The organism is Pseudomonas sp. MF6767 (assembly GCF_016405475.1).
GTDB classification, from domain to species: Bacteria; Pseudomonadota; Gammaproteobacteria; order Pseudomonadales; family Pseudomonadaceae; genus Aquipseudomonas; species Aquipseudomonas paracarnis.
Map to the genome: position 1 here is coordinate 72,317 of NZ_JAEKCY010000010.1, position 17,769 is coordinate 90,085.

At 60.0% G+C, this 17,769-nt stretch carries 17 protein-coding genes; 7 read left to right on the top strand and 10 right to left on the bottom strand.

Going from position 1 to position 17,769, the window contains the following annotated elements; translation table 11 throughout:
- Window positions 1-16: 16 nt before the first annotated feature.
- Complete coding sequence (gene uraD / locus JFT58_RS17050) at window positions 17-532, bottom strand: 2-oxo-4-hydroxy-4-carboxy-5-ureidoimidazoline decarboxylase (RefSeq protein WP_014719293.1); 516 nt, start codon at window positions 530-532, stop codon at window positions 17-19.
- The gene (puuE, locus tag JFT58_RS17055) at window positions 529-1,455 is read right to left on the bottom strand and encodes an allantoinase PuuE (RefSeq protein ID WP_054896335.1); all 927 of its coding nucleotides are present in this window, start codon (window positions 1,453-1,455) and stop codon (window positions 529-531) included. The genes uraD and puuE overlap by 4 nt, the downstream gene beginning before the upstream one ends.
- 441 nt (window positions 1,456-1,896) lie before the next feature.
- Between puuE and uraH the strand changes: the two genes are divergently transcribed.
- The 3 genes from uraH to JFT58_RS30345 all read left to right on the top strand — a co-directional run bounded on the left by uraH (window position 1,897) and on the right by JFT58_RS30345 (window position 7,640).
- Window positions 1,897-2,250, top strand: a complete 354-nt coding sequence (uraH, locus tag JFT58_RS17060) for a hydroxyisourate hydrolase (protein ID WP_034126134.1) — start codon at window positions 1,897-1,899, stop codon at window positions 2,248-2,250.
- A gap of 158 nt (window positions 2,251-2,408) precedes the next feature.
- Window positions 2,409-4,628: a dermonecrotic toxin domain-containing protein gene (locus JFT58_RS30340; protein ID WP_233095412.1), complete on the top strand. Its 2,220-nt coding sequence runs from the start codon at window positions 2,409-2,411 to the stop codon at window positions 4,626-4,628.
- A 66-nt stretch (window positions 4,629-4,694) separates the two neighbouring features.
- Complete coding sequence (locus JFT58_RS30345; protein WP_233095413.1) at window positions 4,695-7,640, top strand: dermonecrotic toxin domain-containing protein; 2,946 nt, start codon at window positions 4,695-4,697, stop codon at window positions 7,638-7,640.
- Here the strand turns inward: JFT58_RS30345 and JFT58_RS17070 are convergent.
- Together JFT58_RS17070 and JFT58_RS17075 are read right to left on the bottom strand one after the other, a co-directional pair.
- A complete protein-coding gene (locus JFT58_RS17070; protein ID WP_054896333.1) occupies window positions 7,624-8,262 on the bottom strand; it encodes a LysE family translocator in 639 nt (212 codons plus the stop codon). The genes JFT58_RS30345 and JFT58_RS17070 overlap by 17 nt on opposite strands.
- A 66-nt stretch (window positions 8,263-8,328) precedes the next feature.
- The gene (locus JFT58_RS17075; RefSeq protein WP_034126137.1) at window positions 8,329-9,675 is read right to left on the bottom strand and encodes an NCS2 family permease; all 1,347 of its coding nucleotides are present in this window, start codon (window positions 9,673-9,675) and stop codon (window positions 8,329-8,331) included.
- Between the two features lie 310 nt (window positions 9,676-9,985).
- On the opposite strand from JFT58_RS17075, the gene JFT58_RS17080 reads away from it, so the two are divergent.
- Complete coding sequence (locus tag JFT58_RS17080; protein ID WP_054896332.1) at window positions 9,986-10,588, top strand: glutathione S-transferase family protein; 603 nt, start codon at window positions 9,986-9,988, stop codon at window positions 10,586-10,588.
- A gap of 102 nt (window positions 10,589-10,690) precedes the next feature.
- Here the strand turns inward: JFT58_RS17080 and JFT58_RS17085 are convergent, their stop codons facing one another.
- Window positions 10,691-11,587 (bottom strand): LysR family transcriptional regulator, encoded by an 897-nt coding sequence (locus JFT58_RS17085; protein ID WP_054896331.1) that lies wholly within the window; start codon window positions 11,585-11,587, stop codon window positions 10,691-10,693.
- A 110-nt stretch (window positions 11,588-11,697) separates the two neighbouring features.
- Between JFT58_RS17085 and JFT58_RS17090 the strand changes: the two genes are divergently transcribed.
- Genes JFT58_RS17090 through JFT58_RS17100 form a run of 3 tightly spaced genes read left to right on the top strand, consistent with a single transcriptional unit; the run spans window position 11,698 to window position 14,634 of the window.
- Window positions 11,698-12,990, top strand: coding sequence for a CitMHS family transporter (locus JFT58_RS17090; protein ID WP_054896330.1), 1,293 nt, complete (start codon window positions 11,698-11,700; stop codon window positions 12,988-12,990).
- A 1-nt stretch (window position 12,991) separates the two neighbouring features.
- Window positions 12,992-14,317 (top strand): acyclic terpene utilization AtuA family protein, encoded by a 1,326-nt coding sequence (locus JFT58_RS17095; RefSeq protein ID WP_054896329.1) that lies wholly within the window; start codon window positions 12,992-12,994, stop codon window positions 14,315-14,317.
- Window positions 14,314-14,634 (top strand): AtuA-related protein, encoded by a 321-nt coding sequence (locus tag JFT58_RS17100; RefSeq protein ID WP_054896328.1) that lies wholly within the window; start codon window positions 14,314-14,316, stop codon window positions 14,632-14,634. Before JFT58_RS17095 ends, JFT58_RS17100 begins: the two co-directional genes overlap by 4 nt.
- Before the next feature lie 120 nt (window positions 14,635-14,754).
- On the opposite strand, the gene JFT58_RS17105 is transcribed toward JFT58_RS17100, so the two are convergent.
- From JFT58_RS17105 to JFT58_RS17125, 5 genes are all read right to left on the bottom strand, one after another.
- Window positions 14,755-15,126: a glutathione S-transferase N-terminal domain-containing protein gene (locus JFT58_RS17105; RefSeq protein ID WP_054896327.1), complete on the bottom strand. Its 372-nt coding sequence runs from the start codon at window positions 15,124-15,126 to the stop codon at window positions 14,755-14,757.
- Window positions 15,127-15,227: 101 nt separating this feature from the next.
- Window positions 15,228-15,773, bottom strand: coding sequence for a GTP cyclohydrolase I FolE (gene folE / locus JFT58_RS17110; protein WP_014719282.1), 546 nt, complete (start codon window positions 15,771-15,773; stop codon window positions 15,228-15,230).
- Between the two features lie 78 nt (window positions 15,774-15,851).
- Window positions 15,852-16,409 carry a Smr/MutS family protein gene (locus JFT58_RS17115; protein WP_003192796.1) on the bottom strand — a complete coding sequence of 186 codons (558 nt, stop codon included), beginning with the start codon at window positions 16,407-16,409 and terminating at the stop codon, window positions 15,852-15,854.
- 75 nt (window positions 16,410-16,484) lie between these two features.
- Window positions 16,485-16,805 (bottom strand): hypothetical protein, encoded by a 321-nt coding sequence (locus JFT58_RS17120; RefSeq protein WP_054896326.1) that lies wholly within the window; start codon window positions 16,803-16,805, stop codon window positions 16,485-16,487.
- Between the two features lie 136 nt (window positions 16,806-16,941).
- Window positions 16,942-17,532 (bottom strand): cysteine hydrolase family protein, encoded by a 591-nt coding sequence (locus JFT58_RS17125; RefSeq protein ID WP_014719280.1) that lies wholly within the window; start codon window positions 17,530-17,532, stop codon window positions 16,942-16,944.
- Window positions 17,533-17,769: the final 237 nt, after the last annotated feature.

Below are 17,769 nucleotides of genomic sequence, written 5' to 3' on the forward strand. Positions count from 1 at the left end.
GGCTGGGGATGGACTGCTAGAGGGTCAGTAAGCGGAACAACGCGATCTTGTTGATCTCGTCCAGCGCGCACTTGAACTCGGTGTCTGCCGAGTTGTGGATGCGCGTTTCGAAAGCGGCGAGGATCTGATGCCGGTTGCTGCCTTTTACCGCCATGATGAAGGGAAACTTGAACTTGGCTTTGTAGGCCTCATTCAGCTCGGTGAAGCGAGAAAACTCTTCGGCCGTGCATTGGTGAATACCCGCGCCCGCTTGTTCATCGGTGCTGGCTTGGGTCAGTTGGCCCTGGACGGCAGCTTTTCCGGCCAGGTCCGGGTGAGCATTGATCAGCGCCAGTTGCGAGGCGTGATCAGCACTCAACAGGATATCGCTCATGCGCTGGTGCAGGGTTTCGATCTGGTCGATCGACGCGTCCTGGCCCAGGTCGAAGGCCTTTTCGGCCACCCATGGCGAGTGTTCGTAGATATCGGCAAAGGCCTGGACGAAGGCGTCGCGGCTCAAGGTCGAAGGTTTCAGGGTCTGGAACGCAGTCATTTCGCTGCTCCCGGGAAAGGGTGGGTTTGGTGCCAGTGACGGGCGATGTCCACGCGGCGGGTGAACCACACATGGTCATGGCTTTTGACGTATTCAATAAAGCGCTTGAGCGAGGCCAGGCGTGCCGGGCGACCGATCAGGCGGCAATGCAGGCCGATCGATAGCATCTTCGGCGCTTCGGCGCCTTCTGCGTACAGCACGTCGAAGGCATCCTTGAGGTACTCGAAAAAGTCATCGCCCTTGTTGAAACCCTGCACCTGGGTGAAGCGCATGTCGTTGGTGTCCAGGGTGTAGGGGATTACCAGGTGCGGCTTGCCGTTCGGGGTGTTGGGTTCCCAGTAGGGGAGGTCGTCGTCGTAGGTGTCGCAGTCGTACAGAAAGCCACCTTCCTCCATCACCAGGCGACGGGTGTTGGGGCCGGTGCGGCCGGTGTACCAGCCCAATGGGCGTTCACCGGTAAGTTCGGTGAGGATGCGGATTGCTTCGAGCATGTGCTCGCGCTCCTGGGCCTCGTCCATGTACTGGTAGTCGATCCAGCGGTAGCCGTGGCTGCAAATCTCGTGGCCGGCGGCGACCATGGCGCGGATCACATCCGGATGCCGCTGGGCGGCCATGGCCACGGCGAAGATGGTCAGCGGGATGTCGAATTCTTTGAACAACTTGAGGATGCGCCACACACCGGCACGGCTGCCGTACTCGTACAGCGACTCCATGCTCATGTTGCGCTCGCCTTGCAGCGGTTGCGCCGAGACCATTTCCGAGAGGAAGGCTTCGGACTCTTTGTCACCGTGCAAAATGTTGCGCTCGCCGCCTTCTTCGTAGTTGAGTACGAACGACAGCGCAATGCGTGCCTTGCCCGGCCAGTGGGGGTGAGGAGGGTTACTGCCGTAACCGATCAGGTCGCGTGGGTAGTCAGCGCTCACTGCAGTCTTCCTTCTTGTTCGTGGTAGCAGGTGTGTGTGGCGTCCGGGCAGTGGAATGACTGAGTGGCGTCACAGCGATGAGTGATTGTATACAACTTATTGCAAACTTTGTAAGCCCGCATTTCTGCATTTTTTCTGAACGGGCTCTCTACGGGTCTCTGCAAGAAACTTGCCTGAGTGGTCAGGTTAAGATCAAAAAGCCCACTGTAGGAGCGAGCTTGCTCGCGAATAACCTGAGGGCGCCACTTTTCATCCTGGGAGCCCGCGTTATCGTTGGCGTTTTTCGCGAGCAAGCTCGCTCCTACAGGGGATTGAAGCGCTGTGAAATTTATTGTGTACAATTTTCTTTGAAAATGTCTTAATCAGCCATCGCCGGCTTTTTCACTGCCCTGAAAGAGTGCGGGTTTCTCTATGACTGACTTCGGGAGGCGCATAAAAGCCATGGGACGTTTGACCACACACGTTTTGGACGCCGCGCACGGTTGCCCCGGCAGCGCAATCAAGGTCGAGCTGTACCGCGTCGAAGGTGCGCAGCTTGAGCTGGTCGCTACCGCCACCACCAACAGCGACGGCCGCTGCGATGCGCCGCTGTTGCAAGGCGACGATTACCGCAGCGGTGTCTACCAGCTGCAATTCAACGCCGGCGATTACTACCGCGCCCGTGGCGTGCAGCTGCCGGAGCCGGCTTTCCTGGATGTAGTGGTACTACGCTTTGGCATCAGCGCCGAGCAAGAGCATTACCATGTACCCCTGTTGATTTCGCCTTACAGCTATTCCACCTATCGCGGTAGCTGAGTCGTCACCTCGCTTCATACCCCCAAATGCTCTTCGTTGGTTTCGCCCGCGCACACTGCGGGCTTTTTTTCGCCCGTGGTGTGTTCAATTATCTAACGCCTTTTGAGCCGCGACGCTGCCTAGGCTGGTGTTTGTCCTTCCATCAAGAAGAAAGCACCATGACTTCAGCCATCGGCAACATCTATTCAGATGATCCGGATATCACTGCCGAACGCGTGCAGCAGATGCGCGATCAACTGACTCGGCGCATCAACACTCATCCCCAGCCCGGCCGCCTGATCAACCAGCTCGCGGAGGCCGACCGGCGGTGTTTCCAGTCGACCAGAGTGCTCGCCCGCTTGATAGGTCATGCGCCCCGGGTTCTGGGAGTGATTCGTGCCGCGCTGCGCAAGGAATTTGAAATTGACCCCGACAGCCTGCTGTTTACCCAGGCGGCATTGCCGGGGGCGGCCGCCAAAGTTGACAGTTTGACCGACCGGGCGCTGCTGTCGCTGGCATTGCCTTCGGTACCGGACAACCTCAATCAATTCACCTCCTTGAGTGTCAAGGGCGATCCAAACCGTCGGCTGCCGTATACGCCTTTGCAGGTGTTGCGACGCATGATCGCGATGAACCTGCTGGAGCGGCTGCCTCAAGCGGTAACGGAATATTGGCAGGCCTTGGCGCATGGATCGTGGCACACACGTCAGGAACGCTGGGCTGAATCATACGCCGCAGCTTTTGCCGAGCAGGCTTTCATGGCACGGCAACTGGATGAGATTTCCATTGCGGGAATGACCCTGGTCCAGCAATTGGTGGATGCCCCCGACACCGAGGCGCGCCAGCGCGCCGGGGGCAGTTGGGCCAGCGTGCGGGTAAGCCAATTGATGTGGCCAGGCTTGCCTGCAGTCGCGATTCCCGGGGCACTGCATATTTATCGAGACGGCGACCCCGAGGGTGCGCCGCATGTGATTTACCTGCCGGGCGTGGCCCGCCATTTTTACGAGTACCCGTCGTTCTTCTCGCTTCAATGCGGCCTGTTGGCGTTGACCAGTCAGACGCTGTTCGATGAACTCTGGCAATGCTTGCCACTAAAGCGTCGTCACCAATTATGCCGACCCGATCACCTGAGCCCAGCCTCCGTTGTCGTGCGTGGCGCGGCGGTGACGGAGGATGCGTTGGCTCTGAGCGCCCGGGCGTTGCTGGATGGCCAGTGGGCGAATGAGTTGGCCTGCGCGCTGGCGATCAATCACGCGCATGTGTTCGCTGCAAGCAGGCCGCGGCCTGAAACGTTGTCGGCCACGGCCTTTCTCCGTTCGATCGAGCAAGCTCGCAAACGGCTGGCAGGCAGCGCCCGGCTGCACAACGTGTGCGACCAATTACTTATCTGGGACCGGCAGCGACGGGAGCCAGAAATCCTGTTTGCCAGTGCGATGCCCGAGCTGGCCCGGCTTACGGCAGAGCAACAGGTCAAACGCTATGAAAAAGGCCTGGTTGCGTTGCTTAACCAGGATGATCCGAGTGCGCAGAGCGCGGCGTTTGAGCAGGTGTTGGCGCTCGAGCGTCAGCGCAAGGAGCACACGCAGGTGTTGAGCGCACAGATCAAGGATGCGCAGCATCAACTGTTCGATTTGCCGTTCTGGCTTGCGCGCCCTGGGGGAGGGCGCAGGCGTGCTGCGCTGTTTTTGAGCGCCCAGGTCGAAGCATTGCGCTGTGAGGTTGAGTTGCAACACCAGCTCAAGCTCATATCCACGGCGCATCGTGACGTGATTAGCGAAGTGCTGGACCAGCCTGCAGCGCGCAAACGCCCTGGCAGTCAAACCCAGGTGCTGTCGGTCTCGGTGGGCAGCGCGCCGGATGCCTTCTATCCGCTGCATAACGTGTGGGTGGTGACGCGAGTGACCGCGCTGAAAAAACCGGCAGGCGCAATTCCGGTGGTGCTGTATGCGTTTGGAGATTATGGCGGGCTTATGGCTTTTTCCGGCCTGGAGGCGCTGACGCAGGGGCTCAAAGCGACACTGGGCAGCAGTGACTATTCCAGGTTATGGGGTTGTGTCGAACGGGATAAGCTCCACGACTTGCGCGCCCATGCGGTGCGCAACACGCTGGCTGTGCGTTACGAGCCTGTCTACATCAGCCCCACGGGTCTCTCGCTGAAAAACCTGGTGATGTACTACGCAGGGTTGAGCAAACGCATCGGTGGCATGACGGGGCTTTTCGGCGAGGTGAAGGATGCGATGGTCAGCCGCTTGTTGTGGGTGGTCGAGCTGCACCAACATCTGGCGTTTCCTCCCAACCATGCTTTGAGCCAGGCGTTGGCCAATGTGGACGTGCTGCGTAAAGTTGCGCTTGAGATGAAAAGTTCCCCAGCGTGGCTGGCCAGCGCAACGCCTACCTAAGTCAAACAATTCCAACGCCTCAAGCGCAGGTACCTGGGCAGTGCCGCTGCCGCTGAAAGCGGGCTCGTGCAGATCCTGCCTGACCTGGACACCTTCGCCCGCAGTGCATTGATCGCTCGTTTGACTGAAGACGGTTTTTACCCGGAACTGGACATCGACAAGCCGTTGATCGACTTGCCGGATGACACCTACAGCAGTTTTTGTGGCCACGAAAGTCGCTGCACGCCGGGCGATCGCAAAGTCATCGTGACACCCAGCCTCAAACGCCACACGTTCAGCATGCTGCAACTGGCGTTGCATAACCTTGACTCGCAAGCACCCTGGACACGCCCGCGATTGACACGCGGCCGCTATCTGCAACCGCAGTGGCGCCAGCGACTGAACGCCGATTATCTGATCAACACCGTGTCTTCGCTGGATATCGGCGGTCATTACGCGATACGGGCCCACCGTGCATTTTACCCTGCGGGGGCGAGCGGTCAGAGGGAAGAACGTATCCCTGTGCTGATAAATCGCACGTTGCGGGACTGCGCGCAGATGCAGCTTTTTTCAGCGGCCGCCCAGGGTTTGAGCGCCCAGGCGCAGAGCCTGTTCAAGGTTGCAATGGCAGCCCGCACGGCTGAAGACCTGTTAAAGAACGGGCATCGGCTGACGCTCAGTGTGGTTCATTTGGTAGGACACACGATGCTGCATGATCGTTACATCGCAGGCATTGTGGTGATGGCGGACCAGGCCAGCGGACGCTGCGTGGTTTACTGGCCGGCCGCGCCCCAAGCCTTGGTCATCAGCGAATACACCAGTGTGGGAGTAGCCCTGGCGGCGCTCAATCGTATGGCTGCAGAGCCCGATTACGTTAAGGTTCTGGCGCGACAGGTTGCACCGGGTTGGGCATTCGAGGCCATCGCCCATAACGTCGATGCAACAAACAAGAACAGCTCGATTTATGACGTGGACCCTATCCTCGCCGGTTTTTCATTCTTCGAAGGTGTGTGGAGGAGCTATGAGTTTTTCCGCTCATTCAAAATCACGCACCTTGAGCCTACGCCAGCGGTCAATGAAATCGAAGAGCTGATCCACGAGCAGATTGCCAGTGCACCATCGAACTGGTTGGCGGTGGTGCCCACCACCTACCGTGACGCCATGGCACTGCTGTACGCGGCCAGCTCGCTGGAGCTGCAAGGGCGGGTTCAAGCCGTCAGTAACTCCAGCTGGATGTTGGCGACTTATCGGGTTCAACGTCTTGAAGAGCAGAGCGAGGCCACCAGGCGCGGGTTGCTGGGTATTTTGATTCCGTTATTCGGTAAGGCTAACGACTTCCATGATTTGCTGTTGGCTGCCCGACGCTATCATCGCTTTGGCGACCCTAACGATGCCGTGGATGTGGCGTTCATGACCCTGTTTCTGGCGGTCGAACTGGCGACAGACTTTGCACCTGTTCCCAAAGTGAAGGGCGGTAAGGTCATAGGTATGCGTTCGCCGATGAAGGTTCTGAGTCGTATCCGTCGCTTGCCGATGGCAATACGTAGTCATTTGCCCAGCGCGTCTTCGTCGCTGGTGACGCAATCGAAGCTCTTGGACCGTTTCAGAATCAAGGGTAAGCCCGAGGGCGCCGTAGCGTTGAAAGGGCCGGGCAGGCAAGGCGTGCATGTCAAGAACGGTGAGCAGTTCATAGCGGACGATACGCACCATTACCCGGTTTACCAGCGCGAAAGCGAAGAGGTATTTCGTCTGCGAAATAGCCGGGAACCGGGACTGGATGAGTTGGTCATCAACATTCAAGAGCCTAAAGAGTGGTTGTTGGGCATGAATGCGCCACAACCTGGGCCCAGCTCCGGGGTGCATAACCCATGGCCCGTTTCCCCATTGCCGGATTGGCAACCCCCTCGTACGCGCACGGCTACCGAGAATCGGATTGTGCAGTCACGTACAACGGATACTCAGTGGCTGAGTTGGCGTGTTCAAGTCCAACCCAGTCAAATTGTAGACTTTCCGGCGGCTGGCGTGTTTGAGGTAGGCGTGGGTCCCAGAGGTTCTGAGCTCAATGCCAGGTTTTTACGCGTGGCTCCTCCTTATACCGCCATCCAGGATCCGAGCAGCGGTTTCTACCGGATGCTCCCGCAGGGTGATCGTGCACCGTTGAACGGCCTGGTGTTTATCACCCGAAATGAGCCACCGGGGCGATCCGCGCTAACCGATATCATGCGCTGGACAAGCACTGATATTCGCGACCAGCCTATTCCCGTATCACGCCTGCCTTCAGGTGGGTGGCAAAATCATCCGGCACTGTTCGACAGGCCGTTGAGGCAGTATGTGACCATGGCCTTTCCCACCCTGACGAATGACGCTCGAACGTTTGCCGTCATAAGGTTGGTTGAGTTGTCAGGTCCTTCCCGGGCTGCCACGGCAAGCCATTTGCTCGACATCCGCGCGACGCTGGACGAATGGCTACCCGCGCCTCCTGCGAGGAGCGGTCAAACGGATGATTTACTGCGGATGTTGCGACCTAATGAACGGCGCAGCGAATATCTATACATCGGTTTTGAAGGCAAGGCGCCCGGCTTCACGCGTGTAGACTTCATACCGCCTCATCCGTTAGACCCGAGCCTGCAATATGCTGTCACACCGGTCAGGACGCAGAGGCTTGAAGCAGAGCGCGCCGCCGTCAGAACCGTGTTGGAGCAGCAGGGTTACCGCATTGTGGACTTGTCTGTGCGACGCCCAGGGTTACCTCTTGGAGAAAACAGTATTGAATCAGTCGTGACTCATCCCCGTTCGAGCACAATTTACTACGTGGCCTACCAATGGTTTGAGACAGGGCGAATTAGCGTGAGAACGAAGCTTTCGGACAAGTGGGTTCGGGTAGCCATCAACTCCCACCCTGACTCTGCTTTATTAAGGGCGGTTGACAACGCGATGCAAGAACAACGCTTGGTGCGGATTGTGGCCGGTATCCAGTGGCCCACAAAGGGACAGCTGGCCCCCACTGTTTATTTCGTCAAATTGAACCCTTAGCGTTGATGAGAGCCATTGCACCGGCGCCGCCAAACAGCGCAGCGCTGGTGCGGTTGAACCAGCTCTGGCCCGAACCGCTGCGCAAATACCGCGCGGCGCCATGGGCGCCCAAGCCGTAAGCCAACTTGCACAACAGGTCGAGCACCGTCCAGGTGGCGATCATGATCAACAATTGCGGTAAAAACGCCTGCTCGGCGCTGAGAAACTGCGGCAGGAAGGCCGCAAAAAACAGGATGTCCTTGGGGTTGCTGGCCCCCAGTACGAAGGCCCGGCCAAACAACGCACCAAAGCGCGGCACAGCCGGGGACGTTGGCACTTCGGCGCCTGCGCTCGGCAGCCGCGATTGCTGCCAGCTTTGCCAGGCGAGGTAGAACAGGTACAGCGCGCCGACGATCTTCAGTGCGCTGAACAATTGCTCGGATGCCAGCAACAGCGCGCCGAGGCCAAGTGCCGAGGCGCTCAGCAGACAGATCGAAGCAAATACGCCGCCCAGAAACGCCGGGTAAGAGCGGCGCAGACCGAAGTTGAGGCTGTTGCTGATCATCAGCAATGACAGCGGGCCGGGGATCAGGATCACCACCAGCGCAGCGCCGCTGAACAACAGCCAGGTATCCAGGTTCATCTACAGTTCTCCCTTACGTGCAAAAGCCCCACCCGAAGGTGAGGCGGTTTTTCAGCCCTTCCTGAACTACAGAAAGATGAACTTGGCGATAAAGATCGCGCACAGCACCCACAGGCTGATGGAAATCTCACGGTACTTGCCGGTGCCGGCCTTCAACGCCACATAGGTGATAAAGCCCAGGGCGATTCCGTCGGCGACCGAAAATGTCAACGGCATCATGATCGCGGTCACGATGGCCGGAATGCTGTCGGTGGCTTCATCCCAATTGATATGGGCCATGCTCGCCATCATCAGCATTGCCACGTAAATCAATGCGCCCGCCGTGGCATAGGCGGGAATCATGCCCGCCAGCGGCGCGAAAAACATCGCCGCCACAAACAGCACGCCTACGGTCACGGCAGTCAAGCCGGTGCGGCCGCCGGCAGCTACACCGGCAGCACTTTCCACATAGCTGGTCACAGGCGGCACGCCAACCATGGCGCCGAACACGCTGGAAGCACTGTCGGCCTTTAATGCACGAGACAGGTTGTCGATCTTGCCGTCTGCCTTGACTAGCCCGGCGCGTTGGGCAACGCCCATCAGTGTACCGGCAGTGTCGAACATGTGTACAAAAAGAAAGGCAAATACCACGCTTATCATGCTCACATTGAACACACCCATCACGTCCATGGCCATCCAGGTCGGTGCCAGGCTCGGTGGGGTAGAGAGAATGCCGTTGTAATGCACCAGGCCCAGGCCCCAGCCCGCCAGGGTCACGGCGATGATGCTGATCAGGATCGCGCCGAATACGCGGTGGTAACTGAGGATGGCGATCAGCAGGAAGCACACCGCCGCCAGCAGTGGGGCGGGTTCATGCAGGGAGCCGAGCTTGATCAGGGTGGCCGGGCTGTCGACAATGATGCCGGCGGTTTTCAGGCCGATCACCCCCAGGAACAGACCCACACCCGCGCCCATGGCATGACGCAGGCTGACCGGAATACTGTTGAGCAACCATTCGCGGATACGCGACAACGTCAGGATCATGAACAGCACACCCGAGACAAATACCGCACCGAGGGCGGTTTCCCAGTTGTAGCCCATGGTGCCGACCACGGTGTAGGTGAAAAACGCGTTCAAGCCCATGCCCGGCGCCAGGCCCACTGGCCAGTTGGCGTACAGGCCCATCAACAGGCAGCCCAGCGCGGCGGCGATGCAGGTGGCGACGAAAGCCGCGCCGTGATCGATCCCGGCGTCGGCCATGATGTTGGGGTTGACGAAGATGATGTAGGCCATGGTGATGAACGTAGTGAGGCCGGCGATCAACTCGGTCTTCACTGTGGTGCCATGCAAGCGCAGTTTGAACAGGCGCTCCAGCCAACCGCCTCGGGGCGCGGCCAGATCCAGCGTAGGGGCTTCGGTTTTACGGCTATCCACAGCGAGTACTCCTCAATCGTTTTATTGTTATTTCCAGCGCCGGTCACATGAGTGGGCAACAGCGCCTTGAGGTACTGGCGGGCTTTGTTGACCAAAAGGTCAGGAACTCGCACGAAGCGAATTATGCTTTTGTATACAAATAAAGCAAATAATGTTTTCGAAAGTCGGGTCGAAAGTGGATGAAAGGCTGATTTCCAGGGGCGCGCGTGCAGATTTATTCCGCGCGCCGCCTTGAAACATTGCCGCGATACCCGCATTTTGTGGGCGCACGCATTCGCTCAGAATGCGCAAAGCGGCATAAGGGGAGCCCATGTACAAGGTTTATGGCGATTACAAATCGGGCAACTGCTACAAGATCAAATTGATGCTCAGCTTGTTGGGGATCCCGTTTAAGTGGGTCGATATCGACATCCTCAAGGGCGACACCCAGACCCCTGAGTTCCTGGCGAAGAACCCCAACGGCAAGATCCCGGTGCTGGAACTGGAAGACGGCACCTGCCTGTGGGAATCCAATGCGATTCTTAATTTCCTCGCCGATGGCAGCGAGTTCCTACCGACCGAACCGCGCCTGCGCACGCAAGTCCTGCAGTGGCAATTCTTCGAGCAATACAGCCACGAGCCCTACATTGCGGTGGCGCGGTTCATTCAGTTTTACCTGAACATGCCCGAGGATCGGCTGGAAGAATACAAGACCACCCACAAAGGCGGTTACAAGGCCTTGAGGGTGATGGAGCGTCAGCTTCAAGCCACGCCTTATTTAGTGGGCGAGCAATTTTCCATTGCCGATATTGCGTTGTATGCCTACACCCATGTGGCCCATGAAGGCGGCTTTGACCTGGCGCCGTATCCGGCGGTGCAGGCGTGGTTGCAGCGCGTGGCCAGTCATCCCAACTACGTGGCGATGCTCGACTGACTCCCTCGGTCCAATGTGGGAGCTGGCTTGCCTGCGATAGCGTCACCCTGGTGCCCCGGCTAAACCGAGGTGTCTGCATCGCAGGCAAGCCTGCTCCCACATTCAGCGCGGCGGCGTGTCAGGCAGTGCTTTGTTGAGCAGTTCAAAGCAGCGCTGCGCCGCCGGGCTCAAGCCCATCCCGCTACGGCTGATCAACCCGATCTCCCGATTCACCCCGGGATGATCGATGCTGATCCGCTTCAAACCTTCCAGGCTATCGGCCGCTGACTCCGGCAACACACTGATGCCCAGGCCCTGGCGCACCAAGGCCAATACGGTCGACATGTAGTTGGCCTCCATGCCGGCGTTCAGCGTCAACCGTGTGTCATCGAACAGCGTGTCCACTTGCTCGCGCACACTGCTGTCGCGCCCGGTCAGGATGATTGGCTGGTCCGCCAATTGTTCCAGCGTCAGTTGGCGATGGCGGGCGAGCGCATGGCCCGATGGCACAAATGCGCACAGCCGATCATTGAGCACCGGTATGAAGTCCAGGCCGTGGCTCAGGCGGGCGCGCACGCCGATGCCGAAATCCACTTCGCCGTTGCGAACCTTTGCGTGAATGCGCTGGGCCACCAGGTCATGCAGGCGCACTTCGATGCCGGCGAAGCGTTCGCGAAACAGGCGCAAGGCCGGGGGCAGGGCGCCAGCGCAGACTGAGGGCAGCGCGGCGATGGTTACCACTCCACGGCGCAAGGCGGCGAGGTCGCGGGAGCCGGTGACGATGTTGTCCAGGTCCAGCACCAGTTTTTCCATGGGCCCGCGCGCCTCCTGGCCCGCAGCGGTAATGCTCACGTGGCGCGGGCTGCGGTCGAGCAGGGCGACGCCGAGCCAGTCTTCCAGTTGTTGCACCTGCACGGTGAGGGCCGACGGCGAAAGGTGTAACTCGTTGGCCGCTTTGGTGAAACTGCCAGTGCGGGCCACCGCGAGGAACGCCTGGATGTGCTGGATGGAGTTCTTCATTTTGTTTTTCCGAACGAGCTAGGCCGAATATTCCAATTTACAAAGACTAACCCGCTTCCAATACTCCAGGGAAAACAATAACTGGCCAACCAGGCCGCCTGGAGTAACCCATGCTCGCAACCCTGGGTGTCATCACCATCCTGTGCCTGCTCGCTGCCGTCATGAGCAAGCGCCTCTCGCCACTGGTGGCTTTGATCGCCTTGCCGATCATCGCTGCGCTGATCGGCGGCTTCGGCCTGCAAACCAGTGCCTTCATCATTACCGGTATCAAGAACGTCGCCCCTGTGGTCGGCATGTTTGTGTTCGCGATCCTGTTTTTCGGGATCATGACCGACGCGGGCATGCTCGATCCCATCATTGATCGCATCCTGCGCACGGTCGGCACGCGTCCTACACGGATTGTGGTGGGGACCGCGACCCTGGCGTTGCTGGTGCACCTGGACGGCTCTGGCGCGGTGACCTTTCTGGTGACGGTGCCGGCGATGCTGCCGCTGTATACGCGGCTGGGCATTGATAAACGCATCCTCGCCTGCGTGTGTGCGATGGCCGCCGGCGTCAACTTCCTGCCCTGGACCGGCCCGGTGCTGCGTTCGTCGGCGGCGCTGCATGTGCCAGTGGCCGACCTGTTCCAGCCACTGATCCCGGTGCAGATCGTCGGGTTGATCTTTGTTTTCGCCTGCGCCTGGTGGCTGGGCCATCGCGAAGAAAAACGCCTGGGCCTGGGCGCCGGTTCCAGCGTGGAGGCGGTGCCGCAACGAGTGCTCAGCGATGACGACATCAAGCTGCGCCGTCCACGGTTGTTCTGGGTCAACCTGGTGCTGACCGTGCTGGTGATGGTGGTGATGATCGCCGGCTGGGTCGACCCGGTGGTGATGTTCATGCTCGGCACCGTGGTTGCGTTGTGCATCAACTATCCCAACGTGGACGCCCAGCGTGCGCGCATTGACGCTCATGCGAAAACCGCCCTGACCATGGCCAGTATCCTGCTCGCCGCCGGGGTATTTACCGGCATCATGCAAGGCACCGGCATGCTCAAGGCCATCGCCGAAGTGGCGGTGGCGCAGATTCCGGCGGGCCACGGCAAGTTGATCCCGGCCGTCGTGGGCTTTTTGTCCATGCCCCTGAGCATGTTGTTTGACCCCGATTCCTACTATTTCGGCGTGATGCCGGTGATCGCCGAAGTCGGCAAAGCCCTGGGCGTCGACCCGCTTCAGGTGGCCCAGGCTTCGCTGCTGGGCGTGCACACCACCGGCTTCCCGGTCAGCCCGCTGACCCCTGCGACCTTCCTGCTGGTGGGCCTGTGCAAGATCGAACTGGCCGATCACCAGCGCTTCACCATTCCTTTCCTGTTTGCCGCCTCGGTGTTGATGACCCTGACGGCGTTGCTCCTGGGAGTGATTTGACATGAACACCTTGCGCATCGGCTCCGGCGCCGGCTACTCCGGCGACCGTATAGAACCCGCCGTGGAACTGGCCAAACACGGCGACCTGGATTACCTGGTCTTCGAATGCCTGGCCGAACGCACCATCGCCCTGGCGCAACAGGCGCGTATCAGCGACCCGCAAGGCGGTTATGACCCGCTGCTGGCTGAGCGCATGCGCCGTGTCTTGCCCTTTGTGGGGCAGGGGACGGGGCGTCGACGCCTGCGCGTGATTACCAACATGGGCGCGGCCAACCCGCTGGCGGCGGCCAGTGAAGTACGGCGCATTGCTGGCGAGCTGGGCCTGGGCCTCAAGGTTGTGGCGGTGGTCGGGGATGACGTGCTGCATACCTTGTCTGCCGAGCAGTTGCTGGATAACGGCCAGACCGTAGGCGCATTGGGTGAGCGGTTGATTTCTGCCAATGCCTACCTGGGCGTGGAGTGCATTGTTCAAGCGTTGCGCGCCGACGCCGATGTGGTGATCACCGGGCGCGTGGCCGACCCTTCGCTGTTCCTGGCGCCGCAGATGTTCGAGTTCGGCTGGGCCTTCGATGATTGGCCGCGACTGGGCCGGGGCACGCTGGTGGGGCATTTGCTTGAGTGCGCGGGGCAGGTGAGCGGCGGTTACTTCGCCGATCCCGGCTTCAAGGATGTGGAGGATCTGGCGCGCCTGGGCTTTCCCCTGGCCGAGATCGACGCCGACGGCAATGCAGTGATCACCAAGGTGGCAGGCTCGGGTGGGCGGGTCAGCCGCGCGACCTGCGTCGAACAACTGATTTATGAAGTTCACGACCCGGCAGCTTATTTGACCCCGGATGTGACGGCCGACTTTTCCCTGGTGGGGTTTGTCGAGGAGGGCGTGGACCGGGTGCGTGCACAGGGAGCCAGTGGGCGTGCCCGGCCTGATCAACTGAAGGTCAGCGTCGGTTATCTGGACGGTTGGATTGGTGAAGGGCAGATGTCCTACGGTGGTCCCGGCGCTGTCGCACGGGCCGAGTTGGCGCGGGAAGTGGTGCTCAAGCGTCTCGCGTTGATCGGGGTCAACATGCAGGACCTGCGTGCCGAGTTGATCGGCATGGATTCATTGCACGGCCCTCGCAGCAGCGTCGAGCCTTGGGAAGTGCGCCTGCGGGTTGCCGCCCGTTGTGACGAGCGCAGCGACGCCGTGCGGGTCGGCAATGAAGTAGAGACCCTCTACACGAACGGCCCGGCCGGCGGCGGTGGGGCGAGCAAGAGCGTGCGTCAGGTGGTGGCGGTGGGGTCGTTGCTGTTGCCCCGTGAAGCGGTCAAACCGAGGATTGAAGAATGAAACTGCACAGGCTGGCCCATTCCCGCACCGGGGATAAGGGCGACACGTCGAACATCTCGATCATTGCCTATCGCGCCGAGGATTATCCGTTGCTGTGTGAACAGCTGACGGCTGAGCGCGTGGCCGAGTTCTTTGCCGATTTACGCGATTCCGATGCGGCACCGGTTCAGCGCCATGAGTTGCCGAACGTGCAGGCGCTGAACTTCGTCCTGCCGGGAATCCTGCGCGGCGGCGTAACCCGCTCGCTGGCCCTGGACGCCCACGGCAAGTGCCTGGGTTCGGCATTGCTGGATCTCGACCTGACAATACCCACCTGATTTCTGTAGGAGCGAGCTTGCTCGCGAAGAACTCACAGGCACCGCGTTTATTCAGGCAGCCCCCGTTATCGTTGACGTTTTTCGCGAGCAAGCTCGCTCCTACATTGATCGCCGCGTACTTCAGATCGCAGCGAAGCGCTTGTCCAGGTAGTCAATGATCACCTTGGAGTCATACATCCAGGTGGTCTGGCCGTTCTCTTCGATGCGCAGGCACGGCACTTTGATCTTGCCGCCTTGCTCCAGCAGGGTCTGGCGGTCCTGCTCGTTGTTCTTCGCGTCCTTGAGCGCCACCGGCACATTCAGGCGGTGCAGGGTGCGACGGGTCTTCACGCAGAACGGGCAGGCGTGGAACTGATACAGGGTCAGGTCCTTGGCCGCAGCATTGACCTTGGCCTGTTGTTCGGCAGGGCGTTGCTTTTTGCGTGGGCGGGTAAGCAAGTCGCCCGCGATGATGACGTGGCCGAGGCCCACTCGAAGTGCTTTGACGAACATGGCTGAAACCTCTTGCCCATGACTGAGGGGGCGCAGCTTACCTGATTTCTGCAGGCGAAAAAAAACCGGCGATGAACGCCGGTTCCTTCCTGCCCAACCGGTTACTTGATCAGGCTGAGAAATTCGCTGCGGGTGGCCGCGTTCTCGCGGAACTCACCCAGCATCACCGAGGTGATCATCGACGAATTCTGCTTCTCCACACCGCGCATCATCATGCACATGTGCTTGGCCTCGATCACCACGGCCACGCCCAGGGCGCCTGTCACTTCCAATACGGCGTCGGCGATCTGGCGGCTGAGGTTTTCCTGGATCTGCAGGCGGCGCGCATACATGTCGACAATGCGTGCGACCTTCGACAGGCCCAGCACTTTGCCGCTCGGGATATACGCCACATGGGCCTTGCCGATAAACGGCAGCAGGTGGTGCTCGCACAACGAGTACAGCTCGATGTCCTTGACCAGCACCATTTCGCTATTGTCAGAGCTGAACAAGGCACCGTTGGTGACTTCCTCGAGTGTCTGTTCATAACCGCGGCAGAGGTACTGCATTGCCTTGGCGGCACGCTTTGGCGTGTCGAGCAGGCCCTCGCGGGACACGTCCTCGCCGAGTTGGCCGAGGATCGCGGTGTAATTCTGTTCCAGGGACATGAAACTACCTGTGGGATTTTCGCAAAGCGCAAGGTTACGGTGGCGGACACATCGCTGCAAGCCTGACGATGGCACTTGTTACTCGTCGCGCCCTTCCATCATGGTGCGCTTGAGCATCACATACACCGCGCCGGCACCGCCGTGACGAGCCTGGCAGGAGGTAAAGCCGAGCACCTGGGCATGCTGGCGCAGCCAGGTATTGACGTGACTCTTGATCATCGGGCGCTTGCCGTCCAACCGCACAGCCTTGCCATGGGTGACGCGCACGCAGCGGATTTCGAATTTAGTCGCTTCGGCCAGGAAGGCCCAGAGGGTTTCCCGGGCTTTTTCCACGGTCATGCCGTGCAGGTCGAGGCTGCCTTCGAACGGGATCTGGCCGGCCTTGAGCTTGCGCATCTGGCTTTCCTGCACGCCGTCGCGGGCCCACATCAGTTCATCTTCGGGGCCGACGTCGATCACGAACTGGTCCGACAGGCCGTCCACGGTAGTGGCATCGGTGCGCACGGTCGCGGCCTGGCGCAGCTTGGCGATCTGCGCGCGGTCAGTCTTGGGTTTGCCGGTGTCGGCGCGGTCGTGCTTGATCGGCTTGACGCCGCGCAGCTCGTTTTTGAACAGGGAAAAATCGTCGTCTTGCATGTCAGCCTCCGCGAAGGGCGGGCAGTTTACCTAAATCGCGGCGGCCAGGGCGCAGGAAACGCTATCCAAGCGCCATCAGTCGTGCTTTTTCATCAGGTGAGAGGCGATATTCAACGACAGCGGCTGGCGCATTTTCCGGCGGCTGCGACGCCACAACCACACGCCCAACCACAGCACCAGCAAGCCGATCCCCAGCAGGAGTGCCGAGCCGCCCGGGCTGGCATTCAGTTCGCCCAGGGCGGGCGAATGCCCAAACAGACCGGCGCCACCAGCGCCCGCCAACAACAAGCCTACTAGCGCCAGCAACGCGGCAATGCACGCTACCAGGCGCAGACGCCAATTGCTCGGGCCCTTGGGGCGCAAGCGACGAGCATCAAAACCATCGGATATCTTCATTCCGACCTTTCCTCCAGGGTATCGGCCCTTCGACCGGAAGATACACAGGTTGTTCCGGGGGGAGAGGTAAATGCGCCAAATGAGAGGGCTTTGCGGATGAGCGGAGCAATAAACACGCCGCTCACCGCCAGCAGCATCAGATCAAGTCTTTGGCCAGCGCCAGGGTGGCGAAGTTGTCTGCCATGATGGCCATTTCGGTTTGCTGCACATGCTCGGCGCTCAGGATACCGCCCTTGTAGGGCAGGTCGCGGGTGGCACAGGCGTCTTCCACCAGCGTGCAGCGAAAGCCCAGGTTCTTGGCCGCGCGCACGGTGGTGCTGACGCTGGAGTGGCTCATGAAACCGCAGACGATCAGGTCCAGGGAGCCGAGGTCTTGCAGGTGTTTTTCCAGGCCGGTGCCATGGAAGGCGCTGGGCAGCAGTTTGCCGATGATGGTTTCGTCACCCTCAGGCTCTAGGCCCGGAATGAATTCGCCGCGCTCGCCCTGGGGGTCAAACAGGCCGCCCACGGTGCCCAGGTGGCGCACATGCACAATCGGGCGCCCGGCACTGCGCGCTGCGGTCACAAGCTGCTTGATGTTTTCTACCGCCGCGTCCATGCCCGAGAGGGCGAGCGGGCCGCTGAGGTATTCTTTCTGGGCGTCGATGATCACCAGGGTCGCATGATTGAGGTTGGCTGCTGCGTAACCGCGACCGCTGAGTTGAAACATCGTCTTTGGAACGGACATTCTGGGGCTCCTGTGAGTGGGGCTTTTGCGACATTGTCCACTGGCTGAGCGCTTCTGTGAATCGCTACTATCGTAAGGTACGCCGTTGCTGGCGTGCAGCCATGTCAAGAGGCAGGCCTGTTTAACACAATGCGGGCAGATTCGATGAAATCCGACGTACGGCGCCAGGTTTTTCGTACATCGTCGGTACAGGTGAAGGCTGTTAGAATCGCCAGTCGTTTTTTCCAGGAGCTTGCC